This window comes from Arthrobacter sp. D3-16, from assembly GCF_054408515.1.
In genome coordinates this window covers 431,711-446,555 of record NZ_CP096437.1, presented here as the reverse complement: position 1 = coordinate 446,555, position 14,845 = coordinate 431,711, and the positions used below count along the sequence as shown (strand labels likewise).

At 65.8% G+C, this 14,845-nt stretch carries 14 protein-coding genes and 1 tRNA gene; 6 read left to right on the top strand and 9 right to left on the bottom strand.

Going from position 1 to position 14,845, the window contains the following annotated elements; translation table 11 throughout:
* Positions 1-73: 73 nt before the first annotated feature.
* On the top strand, positions 74-1,075 hold the full coding sequence (locus tag M1D32_RS02165) for a GAF and ANTAR domain-containing protein (protein ID WP_458780732.1): 1,002 nt from the start codon (positions 74-76) through the stop codon (positions 1,073-1,075).
* A gap of 84 nt (positions 1,076-1,159) precedes the next feature.
* Here the strand turns inward: M1D32_RS02165 and araA are convergent, their stop codons facing one another.
* Genes araA through araB form a run of 3 tightly spaced genes read right to left on the bottom strand, consistent with a single transcriptional unit; the run spans position 1,160 to position 5,152 of the window.
* Positions 1,160-2,680: an L-arabinose isomerase gene (gene araA, locus M1D32_RS02160; protein ID WP_458780731.1), complete on the bottom strand. Its 1,521-nt coding sequence runs from the start codon at positions 2,678-2,680 to the stop codon at positions 1,160-1,162.
* A gap of 46 nt (positions 2,681-2,726) precedes the next feature.
* Entirely contained in the window at positions 2,727-3,416 is a 690-nt protein-coding gene (locus M1D32_RS02155) for an L-ribulose-5-phosphate 4-epimerase (protein ID WP_458780730.1), read from the bottom strand.
* Positions 3,413-5,152, bottom strand: a complete 1,740-nt coding sequence (gene araB / locus M1D32_RS02150) for a ribulokinase (protein ID WP_458780729.1) — start codon at positions 5,150-5,152, stop codon at positions 3,413-3,415. Before araB ends, M1D32_RS02155 begins: the two co-directional genes overlap by 4 nt.
* A 190-nt stretch (positions 5,153-5,342) precedes the next feature.
* Here araB and M1D32_RS02145 point away from each other — a divergent pair, with 190 nt between their 5' ends.
* On the top strand, positions 5,343-5,825 hold the full coding sequence (locus M1D32_RS02145; protein WP_458780728.1) for a hypothetical protein: 483 nt from the start codon (positions 5,343-5,345) through the stop codon (positions 5,823-5,825).
* A gap of 86 nt (positions 5,826-5,911) precedes the next feature.
* Here M1D32_RS02145 and M1D32_RS02140 read toward each other — a convergent pair whose 3' ends face one another.
* Together M1D32_RS02140 and M1D32_RS02135 are read right to left on the bottom strand one after the other, a co-directional pair.
* On the bottom strand, positions 5,912-6,928 hold the full coding sequence (locus M1D32_RS02140) for a LacI family DNA-binding transcriptional regulator (RefSeq protein WP_458780727.1): 1,017 nt from the start codon (positions 6,926-6,928) through the stop codon (positions 5,912-5,914).
* Positions 6,929-7,017: 89 nt separating this feature from the next.
* Positions 7,018-7,090, bottom strand: a tRNA-Lys gene (locus tag M1D32_RS02135).
* Between the two features lie 190 nt (positions 7,091-7,280).
* Here M1D32_RS02135 and M1D32_RS02130 point away from each other — a divergent pair.
* From M1D32_RS02130 to M1D32_RS02115, 4 genes are all read left to right on the top strand, one after another.
* Positions 7,281-7,940, top strand: coding sequence for a hypothetical protein (locus M1D32_RS02130; protein ID WP_104044197.1), 660 nt, complete (start codon positions 7,281-7,283; stop codon positions 7,938-7,940).
* A 295-nt stretch (positions 7,941-8,235) separates the two neighbouring features.
* Entirely contained in the window at positions 8,236-8,853 is a 618-nt protein-coding gene (locus M1D32_RS02125; protein ID WP_458780726.1) for a nuclease PIN, read from the top strand.
* Between the two features lies 1 nt (position 8,854).
* Complete coding sequence (locus M1D32_RS02120) at positions 8,855-9,868, top strand: inorganic phosphate transporter (protein WP_458780725.1); 1,014 nt, start codon at positions 8,855-8,857, stop codon at positions 9,866-9,868.
* 213 nt (positions 9,869-10,081) lie between these two features.
* Complete coding sequence (locus tag M1D32_RS02115; RefSeq protein ID WP_458780724.1) at positions 10,082-10,489, top strand: hypothetical protein; 408 nt, start codon at positions 10,082-10,084, stop codon at positions 10,487-10,489.
* 37 nt (positions 10,490-10,526) lie between these two features.
* Here M1D32_RS02115 and pstB read toward each other — a convergent pair whose 3' ends face one another.
* From pstB to pstS, 4 genes are all read right to left on the bottom strand, one after another.
* On the bottom strand, positions 10,527-11,306 hold the full coding sequence (gene pstB, locus M1D32_RS02110) for a phosphate ABC transporter ATP-binding protein PstB (protein ID WP_458780723.1): 780 nt from the start codon (positions 11,304-11,306) through the stop codon (positions 10,527-10,529).
* Positions 11,307-11,388: 82 nt separating this feature from the next.
* The gene (gene pstA / locus M1D32_RS02105; protein ID WP_458780722.1) at positions 11,389-12,501 is read right to left on the bottom strand and encodes a phosphate ABC transporter permease PstA; all 1,113 of its coding nucleotides are present in this window, start codon (positions 12,499-12,501) and stop codon (positions 11,389-11,391) included.
* Positions 12,502-13,434, bottom strand: a complete 933-nt coding sequence (gene pstC / locus M1D32_RS02100) for a phosphate ABC transporter permease subunit PstC (RefSeq protein WP_458780721.1) — start codon at positions 13,432-13,434, stop codon at positions 12,502-12,504.
* Positions 13,435-13,540: 106 nt separating this feature from the next.
* Positions 13,541-14,659 carry a phosphate ABC transporter substrate-binding protein PstS gene (gene pstS / locus M1D32_RS02095; RefSeq protein WP_458780720.1) on the bottom strand — a complete coding sequence of 373 codons (1,119 nt, stop codon included), beginning with the start codon at positions 14,657-14,659 and terminating at the stop codon, positions 13,541-13,543.
* Positions 14,660-14,845: the final 186 nt, after the last annotated feature.

Here is a 14,845-nt window from a genome sequence, read left to right as displayed (position 1 = left end):
CGAACTAGGTTACTCACAGAGACAAGACGTTTTTGGCTCGCGCTACTTGACTCACGAGGGGGTGTGAGACGCAATGCATGCACGATACGCAAGCTCCAGTTTCCCGGTCCGACGGACCCGGGCATTAAACGGGGCCGGCGACGAGGAGGCCTTCGAGACCAAGGCCTCTCCCCCAGCCGTCGCCGGCCCTCTTCTTTCCCAGCAGGGCCCCAACCACCACCGGCAGGGGCCGGCTTCGCCGGGAAACGGCCGGACAAACGCCGGGCAGGGCCACGGCGCACCGGCAAAGACAGGGCAGCCCAGGAAAGCCGATTCCCCATCCGGTAAGCCGGACGGGATCCTGTTGGACCTGATGACCGGCACGGAGACGCTTCAGGATTCCCTTGAACTGCTGGCAGCCGCTTCCGCCCGGGCGGTGGTCCGCGCGGCAGGGCTCGATATCGAATGCGGCGTGGTGGTGCACCAGCCGAAGAGGACTCCCGCCATCACCGGCACCACGCCGGACGTTATCCGGCTGCTGGAGTGGGAGCAGGAAGCGGGCGAAGGGCCGGTCAGTGAGGTCCTGTCCGGGGAGCATCCCGTGGCCGTGCTGCAAAGAAGCGGGGATTTTCGGTGGCCGCGCTATTGCAGCCAGTTGCAGCTGGCCAAGCTTGGCAGCGTCCTCGGCCTTCGGCTCCGGCTGGACCAGGACGGCGAGGTGCCGGACGATGGCAAGCCCGTCCGCCAGACCAGCGCAGCCCTGGCATTTTTTGCCCAGGACTCCAAGGCATTTCCGCTGCAGGTGATCCCAGAGGCACGGGCTTTTGCCGGCCTTGCAGCCAAGAGCCTCCAGATGGCCCTTGACCTGCACACCGCGAGGTCCACCGCCTCGGATCTGCGTTTGGCATTGGACAGCCGCACGTCCATCAATGTTGCCTGCGGGGTGATCATGGCCCAGAACAGGTGTTCCTACCACGAGGCCTTTTCCATCCTCGCCAAGGCATCCAGCCACCGGAACATCAAGGTTCGGAGAGTTGCCGAGGACATCCTTGAGAGGCTTCCGGAGGGCCCGCCGCGCGCACACTTCGGGCACTAGGAAGCGGGCGCCCAAAGCACAACAGGTTCCGGAGGCTGCTGCCTCCGGAACCTGTTCGCAACCCTGCTTGGCCTGACCTGGCGCCTAGATTCCGCCCGCCAGCCGGTAATAGGCGGCGTTCCAGTTCAGGTCCTTCTTGAACTGCCGGATGGTGGTGTCCTCGTCGATGGTCAGCAGTTCGGTTTTGGCGATTTCCGCGAAGTCTTCAAACACGTCCATTCCCACCTGCGTCGACAGCACGGTGTGGTGGGCCGCGCCGGCCGTGAGCCACGCTGCAGCGGACGTGGCGAAGTCAGGCTTGGGCTGCCACAGCGCGCGTGCCACCGGCAGGTTGGGCAACGGCTGGTCCAGGGGCACCACGTCGACCGCGTTGGCCACCAGGCGGAAACGGTCCCGCATGTCGGACAGGGCGACCACGATGCCCGGGGAGGCATCGGCGTCGAACACCAGGCGGACCGGGTCCTCCTTGCCGCCAATGCCCAGCGGGTGGATTTCCAAGCGTGGCTTGCCGGCCGTCAGGGACGGGCAGACCTCCAGCATGTGCGCGCCCAGGATCTTCTCGGCCCCGGGTTCCAGATGGTAGGTGTAGTCCTCCATCAGGGACGCGCCGCCGGGCAGGCCCGCGCCCATCACCTTCGCTGCGCGGACCAGGATTGCGGTCTTCCAGTCGCCCTCGGCGCCAAAGCCGTAGCCGGCCGCCATCAACCGCTGCACGGCCAGGCCGGGAAGCTGGCGGAGTGCACCAAGGTCCTCAAAGGAGGTGGTGAACGCCGCCGAGCCGTTGGCTTCGAGGAAGCTGCGCAGGCCGAGTTCGATCCTGGCGCCGTAGCGGAGGGAATCGTGCCGGGCGGCCCCGGCGCGGAGCTCCGGAACCACGTCGTAAAGGTCCTCGTACTCTGCGGCCAGGGCGTCGACGTCGGACTCCCCGGCGCCGTGGACGGCTTCGGCGAGCTCATTGACGGACCAGGTGTTGACGGCGACGCCGAAGCGGAGCTCCGCTTCGGTCTTGTCACCTTCGGTGACGGCCACGTTGCGCATGTTGTCACCGAAGCGGGTCAGCTTCAGGGTGCGGACGGCGGCCCAGCCGGCTGCGGCGCGCTGCCATGAGCCCACCTGGCGGGCGACCTCGGGATTGGAGACATGCCCCACCACGGTCTTGCGGGCAATGCCCAGGCGGGACTGGATGTACCCGAACTCACGGTCGCCGTGGGCAGCCTGGTTCAGGTTCATGAAGTCGAAGTCGATGTCCGCCCAGGGCAGATCCCGGTTGGCCTGCGTGTGCAGGTGCAGCAGGGGCTTGCGGAGCAGGTCAAGGCCCTGGATCCACATCTTGGCCGGTGAGAAGGTGTGCATCCAGGCCGTGACGCCGATGACGGAATCGTCTGAGTTGGCCTCAAGCGCGGTGCGGCGGATGGCGTCGGAGTCGGTCAGGACCGGCTTCCACACGATCCGCACCGGCACTGAGGAGGACGCGTTGAGCTGGTTGGCGATTTCCTGGGACTGGGCGGCCACCTGCTTGAGGACGTCCTCGCCGTAGAGGTGCTGGCTGCCGGTAAGGAACCAGACCTCGTAACCGTCAAGGGAAGTGTTTGCTGCGGTGCTCATGGTTCTCCTTGGGAGTAAATCTTTGAACAGACGTAAAGGGCGGCCGCTACTGGCCGTACACGTTCTGGTAGCGGGCGTAGAGGGAGTCAATGTGGCCCGGGTCGATGGGGATGGTTTCGCCCAGCTGGCGTGCGATGTGCACCGTCCGGGCCACTTCCTCGCACATCACCGCCGCCTTCACGGCGGATTTCGCATCCTTGCCGATGGTGAACGGTCCGTGGTTCTGCATGAGCACGGCCGGGGAATTCGAGTTCTTCAGGGTCTCCACAATCCCGTGGCCGATCGAATCGTCGCCGATCAGTGCGAAGGGCCCTACCGGGATGGATCCGCCAAACTCGTCGCTCATCATGGTCAGGACGCACGGGATCGCCTCCCCGCGGGCCGCCCAGGCGGTGGCATAGGTGGAGTGCGTGTGCACTACCCCGCCCACCTCGGGCATGTGCCGGTAGACGTAGGCATGCGCCGCCGTGTCCGACGATGGCGACAGCGGCGGGTTGCCCCACTCACCCGTTGTGTCCCCACCCACGGGCACCCCGTAGAGATCCGTCACCACCATCTGTTCCGGAGTGAGGTCCTGGTAGGAAATGCCCGAGGGCTTGATGACCATCAGCTCGTGACCGGGGACCCGGGCGGAGACGTTGCCCGCCGTCCATACAACCAGCTCGTAACGGGTCAGCTCGGCGTGCAGGGCACACACTTCCTCCCGGACGCGGGAGATGGTGTCCAGGATGCTCACGCGGATACCTCCACTGCAGCCTCGGAAGCAACTGCGCCGGGCGCCAGGAGCGAACCAGCCGCCCTCCGCTGGATGGCCTTGAGCCGGTGCATCACGTCATTGCTGCCGCGCCCGAAGTAATCATGCAGGGCTTTGTACTCCTGGAAAAGTTCCTCGTAGGCGGCCACGTTCTCCGGAATGGGCGTGTACACCTCGCCCGGTTCGGAGCCCATAGCGGCGGCCGCTTCACGGATATTCGCGTACTTTCCTGCAGCGACGGCCGCATGAATGGCGGAGCCGAGGGCGGGGCCCTGGGCGGATCCGATGGTGGAGAGCTGCAGGTTGGTGGCGTCCGCGTAGATCTGCATCAGGAGGGGGTTCTTGAGCAGGCCGCCGGCAACAATGAACTCCTTCACCGGAACGCCGGAATCGCGGAACGCATCCACAATGGTCCGGGTACCAAAGGCGGTGGCTTCCAGCAGTGCACGATAGGTGTCCTCCGGGCGCGTGGCCAGGGTCTGCCCCACCACGATGCCGGAGAGCTCATGGTCCACCAGCACGGAGCGGTTTCCAGAGTGCCAGTCCAGGGCGATCAGGCCGTGCCCGCCGATGGCCTGGCGGGATGCCAGTTCGGTGAGGTATTCGTGGATGCCCAGGCCGGCAGCTTCGGCGGCCTCGTGGTACTCCGGCGGCACGCCGTACTTGGTGAACCAGGCGAAGATGTCTCCGACGCCGGACTGGCCGGCTTCGTAGCCCCACAGTCCGTCCACGATGCCGCCGTCCACTACCCCGCACATGCCCGGCACTTCGCGCAGTTTCGTGCCGCTCATGACGTGGCAGGTGGAGGTGCCCATGATGGCCACCAGCTGGCCCGGCTCCACTGCCCTCGCAGCAGGAGCAGTGACGTGGGCGTCCACGTTCCCGACAGCCACGGCGATGCCTTCGGGCAGGCCAGTCCAGGCAGCAGCCTCAGCGGTGAGGTATCCGGCAGCGTCGCCCAGGCGGCCGATGGTGTGCTCGAGTTTGCTGCTGACAAAGTCCTTGAACTGCGGGTTCAGGGCCGCGAGGAAGCCCTCGGACGGGTAACGGCCGTCCTGGTAAATGCCCTTGTACCCGGCCGTGCAGGCGTTGCGGACGTACTGGCCGCAGAGCTGCCACACGATCCAGTCCGCGGCCTCCACCCAGTGGTCCATCGCTGCATAGGCTTCGGGGTCCTCCTCCAGGAGCTGCAGGCCCTTGGCGAACTCCCACTCGGAGGAGATCAGTCCGCCATAGCGCGGCAGCCATTCCTCGCCGAGTTCCGCAGCGAGCCGGTTGATCCGGTCAGCCTGGCCCTGTGCCGCGTGGTGGCGCCAAAGCTTCACGTAGGCATGGGGCCGGTTTCCGAATCCGGGGAGCTCGTTCAGCGGGGTGCCGTCCGCCTTGACCGGCACCATGGTGCAAGCGGTGAAGTCCGTGGCAATTCCGACGACGCCGGCGGGGTCGATCCCAGCCTCGGCCACTGCGGCGGGAACCGCGACGCGCAGGACGTCGCGGTAATCATTTGGCACCTGAAGCGCCCATTCACCGGGAAGCCGTGCGCCCGGTGCACCGGCAACGTCCGCTGGAAGGGCATCTGTGACTACCGCGTGCGGGTACTCAAACACACCACTGCCGAGCTCTTTGCCGTCCCGGACCCGGGCCACCACGGCCCGGCCGGAGAGGGTTCCATAGTCCACACCGATGACGTAGCTGTCCGTGTCCACTTTGACGTCCATAAAAAGTTCCTCCAATAGCTGCCGCCGCTTCGCGACCCTTCGATTGTGAGCGCTAACAAGTGTGATGTCAATGCCCCTCCGGGCTTCCTTCCCTCTGTTCAACCCCGGCAACGCAACAAGGGCAAAAGTGTGGGACGCTGCCCAAAGGGGTAAGGACAGGATGTACCGCGACCCAACCGGAAGGTGATCTGTGGACGACGCAAAACCGAAGACCCGCGCCGGCTCTGGTGCCTGGCTGGCCGGCCCCATCTCCACAGGCCTCGGACTGGCAGCGCACCTGGCGGCCGGAGGCCCCGCTCCAGGCCTCATGATCCTTGTGGCACTGGCAGCGCTGCTTGGAATGGCGGCAGCGATCCTGGCGCGCTTCCCGATGCCGGCCTGGGCGTTGCTGCTCTTGTGCGCAGTGGCCCAGCAACTGCTTCATCTGGGGTTTACGGGTTTTTCCGGCGGCAACGGAAGCGGGCTGGCAGTGCACGGCCACGGCGGAATTCCGCAGGAGGTTCCGCCGGCCGGCGAAGTAGCTGCGCCTGCCGCCCATTCACTCCACCTGATGCTCCATCTGCACATGGCCGCTGCGCTGGCCACCTACGCGGCCATCAATTACGGGCCACGTCTCGCCGGGTGGTCCCGCCGCATCCCTACGGGCCGCCGGAGTTCCCGCGCCGCTTCGTAGCGAGCCCTGACGCCGGCAAGGGCAACATATGCCTGCCGAGGTCCGGCAGCTGCCGTCCACCGCTGCAGGCAGCAGCGATGCAGGCACTAGCGGCGGGGCGCTGCGGCGCTCTCCCGGCGCACCAGCTCCGGGGTCACCACGGTGGAGCTGACGGCGGCGCCCGCCTCGATCTCCTTCAGCATGGTGTCCATGCACCGCCTGCCGAGCTCTTCGAAGTCCTGCCGCACGGTGGTCAGCGGCGGGATGAAGTAGCTGGACTCCGGCTGGTCGTCGAACCCCACCAAGGAGACGTCGTAGGGCACGCGGACGCCCGCCTCGTTGAAGGCCCGCAGTACGCCGAGGGCCATCTGGTCATTGCCGACAAATACCGCGGTTGCTTTTCGCCCGGCCGCCAACTGCCGCCCGATGGCGTAGCCGCTGCCAGCGCTCCAGTCGCCTTCCAGCAGCAGGTCGTCCTGGAGGCCTGCGTGGTGGAGGGCAGCGCGCCAGCCCTCGGTGCGCAAAGCGCCGTCGATCCAGTCCGCCGGCCCGGCAACGTGGCCGATCCTGCTGTGCCCCAGCTCGATGAGATGCCCGACGGCGATCTCCGCCCCGCGTTTTTGGTCCACCATTGCCCCGCTGACGGCCTCGTTGCCCAACGAGCCGACAGCCACCACGGGCACGCCGGGGTTGAACTCCTCCAGGATCCGCAGGGTTTCGGTATGCGGCACCAGCACGGCGATCCCGTCCACCGCCTGGTCCAGAAAGTGCCGCAGAGCATCGAGGATGGCGTCCCTGCTGACGGAGCGCAGCGCGGCGATGCTGACGAAATAGCCGGCGTCCCGCGCGGCCTGCTCCACCCCGAGCATCGTGTTGGCCGGGCCGTACTGGGACAGCTCGCTGCCCAGCACACCGATGGTCTGCGAGCGCCGGGTCACGAGGCTCCGGGCCGCGGTATTGCGGCGGTAGCCCAGTTCCGCGATGGCGGCCTCAACCTTTTCGCGGGTTGCCTTGCTGACATTGGGGTGGCCGTTGACCACCCTGGAAACGGTCTGGTGGGAGACGCCAGCAAGTTCGGCCACGTCCTCAAGGCGCGGCAGCCGCCCGGTGCTGCTTTTTGTCATGTCCCCATTGTGCCGGTTGCCGCCAACAAGAAATCCCCCGGCGGCCTCGGGGAGGCTGCCGGGGGATGTCCCGCTCTTCGCTAAAAGAGTGGGCCCTGTGGGGCTCGAACCCACGACCCACGGATTAAAAGTCCGATGCTCTACCAACTGAGCTAAAGGCCCCTGCCGGGCTGTTTCGGCACGCTGTACCGGACCACCCGGCCCAGTCCATTTCTGGACGTTAATACTCTAACCCATGGCCACGGCACCATTCGCACGCAGGCCGGGTCCCGCCGTCGGGCCTGTTGTGATGCCCGGCGGGCAATCTCCCGATGCTCGATTTCCCGCAGGGCACAGGAGTAGCGTGGGGGGCATGAGCGAGCAAACAGGTTCCAGTCATTACGGCGGCGCCAACCGGCACCACAAGCCGAAGCCTTTCGCGCCCGTGGATTTCGAGCCTTTCGCGGGCGGAGCCGATCCCGCCCGCGTGTCCGAAGCCGCCCACCTTGCCGCCCAGGCGCTGGTCCGCCACGGCCGGGACAGCGATGACCCGGTGGTGACCGACCGGCTGGTCAAGCTTGCGGACGAGCAGGGCCTGGAAGCCATCGCGGAAATGTGGGCGGAGAGCCCCGCCCGTTCACTTCCCGGCGCGCTGTGGCGCTTGTACGCCCTGCGCGCAGCAACAGTCCAGGACCCGGAGCGCATCTCGGTGTACTTTCGCGCAGGCAAGGACACTGCACAGGTCTCCAACGTAGTGGCCGGGGCTGCTGAGCCGCCCGGCGCGGACGAGATGAAAGCGATGGCGGACGCCATTCTTTCGGGTGCCTTCGACGGCGAGTTCGACGTCGCGCTGGAGCGTTCCGCTGCATTCTGCCGGGTAGTGGCGCTCGGCCAGGCCACTCTCGCCGACGGCGCCGAGCACGGCAACGAGGCGCACGCCAGCAAACTCACCCGCAATTCCCACCAGTTGGTGAAAACCGCGGAGGACCTTGAGCACGCGGCCAATGCGTGGCGGCTGGGCGAGCTCGACTGACCCAAGAGCCCGGATCTGTCAATGTTGACTTGGGCCAACCAACGTAGAACACTGAAACTGGTGCCGAGCCGCGAAACCCCCGGGCTTCAACATTCAGCCGCCTAGAGCGGCCTACCGCCGAGAGGCGTATCCGGTTCGGCACCATTTTTCTGCCCAATTGCTGGTGCCCGCTTTTCTGTTTTCCCATTTCAGGGGTGCAGTTACGGGCCGGTAGAGTTAGCGTCAGTTGTGCGCCGGGGTCAAGTCACACGGCAGGCAACTCCCACCCTGTACTTATCCCGGAGACGGTAACTACGTGAAGCTGCGCCTTTTTCCCCAGGAGCCCGCCGGGCTGAACCTCTTATCGCAGATGGCGCAGCAAATCGTGCTGGCCAGCGCCACCCTGGCCGAGATCCTTGGCGTCCCCGCCGCCGACCACGGCAAGCTCGTGGAGGACATGCACAACCACGAGGCCAGGACCGCCGAGCTGCACTTCGCCCTCCTGACCCACATGCGCACCAGCTTCGTGAACCCCCTCCCCCGGGAAGACATGTACGCCCTGTCCCGCTACCTCAACGAGGCCATGGAGAAGCTGGATGCCGCCGCCGAACTGGTGGCGCTCTACCGGCTGGACAGGCTGCCCAAACGGGCTGCGGACCAGCTGGAGATCATCAGCCGGCAGGCCGAGCTCACGGTGGACGCGATGCGCCGGCTCGACAACCTCGACGACCTCGAGGATTACTGGATCGAAATCCTGCGGCTGGCCAAACGGGCTGAACGGACGCACCGGGTGTGGGTGGCGGACATGATCAGGGACATGAAGTGGGCCCAGTATTCACGCAACCGAGATGTTGCCAACCAGCTGGTGGACGTCACCAAGGACATGCGGCGCATTGCCACCCAGGTAGGCAGCATCATCGTCAAGGAATCCTGAGGTGACAGCAGTCATCTTCGGTGTGGTGGTCCTCTTGGCCGCCGTGTTTGCCTTCGTGAACGGCTTCCGCGACGTTTCCACCTCGGTGGCCCTCGCCGTCCGCACCCGGGCGCTGACGCCCAGCGTGGCCGTGCTGCTGGCAGCGTTCTTCAACTTCCTCGGCGCCCTGCTCAGCGCAGGCTTAGCTGTCGCCGTCAGCCAGACCTGGATTCACCTTCCCGCCGGCACGGAGGGGCTCAGCATTCTGCTCGCAGGCCTGGGAAGCGCCATTGCCTGGGGAATCCTCCTGTGGTGGCGGGGCATTCCCGCTTCTTCCACGCACGCTTTGGTGGGAGGCCTTGCCGGTGCCGGGCTCGCCAGCCTCGCAGTCGGCGGAACGGGCGTGGGCGGGGTGGACCACTCATTGCTGTTCCAGGTTGTCCTGCCGCTCCTGCTGTCGCCGCTGGTTGCCTACAGCGGCACCTTCCTGTTGGTTTACCCCGCCACCTGGGCTGCCCGCTACACTCAGCCCAATGTGGTGAACCAGCGCTTCCGCCGCAGCCAGTCCATAGCCGCCGGCGCGGTGGCGTTCGGTCACGGCCTCCAGGACGGGCAACGGATCAGTGCCGTGCTGCTCCTGGCCCTGCTGGCATCAGGATATTCCGACGGCGGCAGCATCCCGATGTGGGTGGCCCTGCTTTCGGCGGTGATGATCACCGCCGGCACGCTTTTTGGCGGCTGGCGGATCTCCCACACCATCGGATACAAGATCACCAAGATTGATCCGCTGCGCGGCTCGGTGGCGCAGATCTTCAGCGCGGTCATGCTGTTCGTGGGCGCCATTGGCCTGCAGTGGCCGCTTTCCACCACGCATACGGTTACCTCCGCCGTGTTGGGCGCCGGTGAGAACCAGCATTTTTCGGTGACCAACCGGAAGCTGGTGATCCGCATCGTGGCGCTGTGGGTCCTGACGCCGGCCGCCACGGCAGCCCTCGCCTTTGTGTTGGCGCTGGCGCTTTCGCCCCTGCCCGGGTAAGTGTCCGGGAAAGCGGATCCGGGTGAGCGCGTCCCCGTGAACCCACAGCTTCTGCTGCCCTGTACAGGCAGAGCGCTGTGACGTAGATTCGGAAGTACGCCCCCAAGCGCTGCTGCCGGGGCTAACATCCGCCGCCGGGTGCAGGGCCGCGGACAAACGCCGCTGCAGCCTATCGGCGGCCTGGATGCACATTGTGTGGAAAAGAGCAGCAACGTGGCTAACTCGAATCCCCGGCACTCCCTGCCCCAGCCACGGCATATGGAATGCGAAATCTGTGGAACGGAACATCACCTGACCATCCACGCCATCACGGCCATGGGGGCGGCCAACGGCGACCTGGTCACGGTTTCCTACACGTGCAATGACTGCCGCCGGTTCCATGAACACCTGGCCTACGCCTCGGACGTGGCCGCGGCCCTGCAGCAGGTGCGCTGGATGGCCAAGGTGATCATGTTCGGTGATGAGTACATCCACTGCGGCTTCCCCATGGAGGAAGCCGAGTTCGAAATCGAGCGGCTTTGCTACCGCAGCAGCAATGGCAGCGGTGGCCTCAGCGCAGTCTCACTGCCCACCAGGGTGCTGCGTTGCCGTTGTGGCTTCCAGCTGGAAGTGCCGGAATAGCCGCACCTGCGCAGCCAACACCTGTTCCGCCCGGTCTTTACCCGAAGCGGCCGGAGACGTAATCCTCGGTGGCCTTCTGGCTGGGGTTGCTGAATATGGTGTGCGTGTCACCGATCTCGATCAGCTTGCCCGGCTTGCCGGTGCCCGCGATGTTGAAGAAGGCCGTCCGGTCCGAGACACGGGCTGCCTGCTGCATGTTGTGGGTCACGATCACCACGGTGTACTGGTCCTTGAGGTCGTTGATGAGGTCCTCGATGGCGAGCGTGGAGATGGGGTCCAGCGCGGAGCACGGCTCGTCCATCAGGATCACCTGGGGCTCCACGGCGATGGCCCGAGCGATGCAGAGGCGCTGCTGCTGGCCGCCGGAGAGACCCGAACCGGGCTTTTCCAGGCGGTCCTTGACCTCATTCCACAGGTTTGCGCCCTTCAGCGAGCGTTCCACCAGGACGTCCGCTTCGCCCTTGGAGATCTTTTTGTTGTTCAGCTTCACGCCGGCCAGCACGTTGTCCCGGATGGACATCGTGGGGAACGGGTTGGGCCGCTGGAAGACCATGCCGATCTGCGAGCGGACGGTGACCGGGTCCACGCCGGGGCCGTACAGGTTGTCGCCGTCGAGCAGGACCTCGCCTTCCACGCGGGCGCCGGGAAGCACCTCGTGCATGCGGTTCAGGGTCCGCAGGAATGTGGACTTTCCGCAGCCGGACGGACCAATGAACGCCGTGACGGACTTGGCCTCGATGTTGATGGTGACGTCCTCCACGGCAAGGAAATCGCCGTAGTACACGTTCAGGTCCTTGACGTCGATGCGCTTAGACATGGTGTTCCTTCACTAACTGGGTATGAATTGAAGTCTAGGGTCCGGCCGTAAGGGCCGGTAGCGGCTGCGGCCGGAGCGGCGGTCAGCGGCCCGTCTTGGGAGCGAAGATCCTGGCGATCAGCCGGGCGCCCAGGTTCAGGATCATCACCAGGATGATCAGTACCAGGGCGGCGCCCCAGGCCCGCTGCGAGGACGGGTCCGGGTTGGCCGGCGACGTGGGGTTCAGGATCTGGGTGTAGATGAACGTGGGCAGCGAGGCCATCCAGCCGCTGAACACGTTGGAGTTGATGCTGGTGGCGAAGCCGGCGGTGACCAGGATGGGCGCCGTTTCGCCGATAACGCGGGCGATGGCCAGGGTAACGCCGGACGCGATGCCGGAGATCGCCGTCGGGATGACCACCTTGACGATGGTCCGCCACTTGCGTACGCCCAGCGCGTACGCCGCTTCGCGCAGTTCGTTGGGAACGATCTTCAGCATTTCCTCGCTGGACCGCACCACCACGGGGATCATGAGCACGGACAGCGCGACGGCGGCCACGGCACCGGTCTTGGTGCCGGGGCCCACCACGGCGAAAAAGAAGGCTGCGGCGAAGAGGCCGGCCACGATGGACGGGATGCCGGTCATTACGTCGACGAAGAACGTGATGGCCCGTGCGAGCCGCCCGTCGTTGCCGTACTCCACCAGGTAGATGGCGGTCAACAGGCCCACCGGGACCGAGATGACGGTGGCCAGCAAAGTGATTTGCACAGTGCCCAGGAGGGCGTGGTAGATGCCGCCGAGGACCGGTGCGCCTTCTTCCACCGCCCGGTTGTCGTATACGCCGGTGACGCCGTTCATGGAGTTGGTGAGGAATCCCGGGTTGATAAGCCCGGGCACGCCGTTCACCAGCACGGTCCAGATCACCGAGAAGAGCGGGAGCAGGGCCACCAGGAAGGATCCCACCACCAGGCAGGTGGCGAGCTTGTCCTTCGCCTTGCGGGAACCCTCCACGGCCGCGCTCCAGGACACCAGTCCCACGGCGAACAGGACCGCGGAAACGATGCCCCAGCCGAACGGATTGAAGCCGATCAGGGCCAGGATCGCGGCGCCGGCTATCAGCGCGGCGGCAAGGACCACGTAGGGGGCGTACTTGGGAAGCTGGCCCTTCGTCAGCGCCGAGCGCTTGCTGCGGACGGGAGTAAGCGTGGAGGTCATTTAGTTGGCTCCCGAGAATTCTTTGTGCCGGGTGATGATCCAGCGCGCGATCATGTTCACGGCCAGGGTGATGACGAACAGAACCAGGCCGGCGGCGATCAGCGTGCTGACCTTGAGTCCGCTGGCCTCGGGGAAGTTCAGGGCGATCTCGGCCGCGATGGTCTGGTTGCCGGACTGGATCAGACTGGCGGTCAGGGCCCCGGAGGACAGCACCAGGGCTACGGCCATGGTCTCGCCGAGGGCGCGGCCCAGCCCCAGCATGACGGCGCTGATGATGCCCGGCCGCGCGAAGGGCAGGACTGACATCTTGATCATTTCCCAGCGGGTGGCGCCCAGGGCGAGGGCGGCTTCCTCGTGCAGTTTGGGGGTCTGGAGGAAGATCTCGCGGGACAGTGAGGTGATGATGGGCAGCACCATGACGGACAGGACGATGCCGGCGGTGAGGATCGTCTTGCCGGTGGCCGAGGCCGGGCCCTGGAAAATCGGCAGCCAGCCCATGTTCGCGGCGAGCCAGTTGTAGGCCGGGGAGATTTCCTTGGCCAGGAACGCTGCACCCCAGGCACCATAAATGACCGACGGGATGGCAGCGAGCAGGTCCACGACGTACCCCAGGCCGGACGCGAGGCCGCGCGGGGCGAAGTGCGAAATGAACAGTGCGACGCCGATGGCGACGGGCGTGGCGATGACCAGTGCAATGACCGCGGCGATGAGCGTGCCGACGACGATCGGCCAGATGTAGGCGAAGAAGCCTTCACCGCCCTGGATGTCTGCCGCAGGTGCAGTCAGCGCCGGGATGGCCTGAACCACCAGGAAGAGTGCGACGCCGAAGAGGACGGCAAGAATGAGGCAGCCGGCGGCCAGCGCGGCACCCGAAAAGATTTTGTCCCCGGCGCGGCCGGCGCCCTGGGTGCTGGTCAGGGAGGTGGCGGTCATTCGACGGCCCTTCGATCGGTAACTGAAGACTGGAAAAGGTGGCTTTCAACCCGAAGTTCCCCGCACTGCCTCTCGGCAGGCGGGGAACCCGGATTCGGTGCGGTAACTAGGACTTAACCTTGATGGACTCGACGGCCGCGGTGGCCTTCTCGACCAGGGCCGGGGACAGCGGTGCGGACTTCGCCGAATCCGCGGCGGCCTGCTGGCCCGCCTCGGAGACTACGTAGTTCTCGAAGGCCTTGACCAGGTCAACGGTTTCCTGCTTGTCGTAAGCGCTGCAGACCACGTGGTAGGAGACGAGCACGATCGGGTAAGCACCGGAAGCAGTGGTCTTGCGGTCCAGCTTGATGGCAACGTCGTTGGCCGAGCGGCCGTCAACCGGGGTGCCTGCTTCTACGGCCTTCGCTGCAGCATCAGCGGAGATCTTGACGAACTCCTCGCCCACCTTGATAGAGGCGGTGCCGAGCGTGCCGCCCACAGCGGAGTCGTCAGCGTAGGTCACGGCACCCGGGGTGTCGGTGACAGTCTTGACCACGCCGGAGGTGCCCTTGGCGTTCTCGCCCTGCAGGGTTGCAGGCCAGACCCCGGAGGACTTATCCGTCCAGACCTCCGGTGCTGCGGAGGCCAGGTAGTCGGTGAAGTTGGTGGTGGTGCCGGAATCGTCCGAGCGGTTCACCGGGGTGACCTTCAGATCCGGCAGGGCCACGCCTTCGTTCAGGGCGGCGATGGCAGGATCGTTCCAGTTGGCGATTTCGCCGCGGAAGATCTTGGCGGTCGTGGCGGCGTCGAGCTTAAGCTCGGTAATGCCGGGGAGGTTGAACGCAACGGCGATCGGGGAGATGTAGACGGGGATGTTGATGGCACCGTCAGGGCCGCAAACGGCCTTGGAGGACTCGAGTTCGTCGTCCTTCAGGTAGGCGTCGGAGCCGGCGAACTGGGCCGAGCCGTCGATGATGGCCTTGCGGCCTGCCCCGGAGCCGTCCGGGGAGTACTGCACGGTGGCGCCCTGGTTAGCGGAAGCGAAGCCGGCCTTCCAGGCGTCCATGGCTGCGCCGGTGGAGGATGCGCCGATGCCGGTGAGCGTGCCAGTGACTTTGGTTCCGGACGTCTGGGTGCCGGCGGGTGCGGTGCCCGTGGCGTTGTCTGAACCGCAGGCGGTGAGCGCGAGAGCGCCGGCTGCGATAACAGCGATAGCCGCGTGGCGGCCGAAGCGGAGTGCCTTCACTAGGTGTACCCCTTCCAGGGATATTCAGTGCGGACAGGGACGGAGAACCCTGCAGCGCGATGCGTACGTTTTGTACCTTCATCGAAGTTAGGGGGCGCAGGTAAAGGGATGGGCTGCCCAAAGTGAACGGAACATTAACGACGGCGGGATTTTGGCTTACAAGTGCCGGGTTCCCATTGCGCAGAT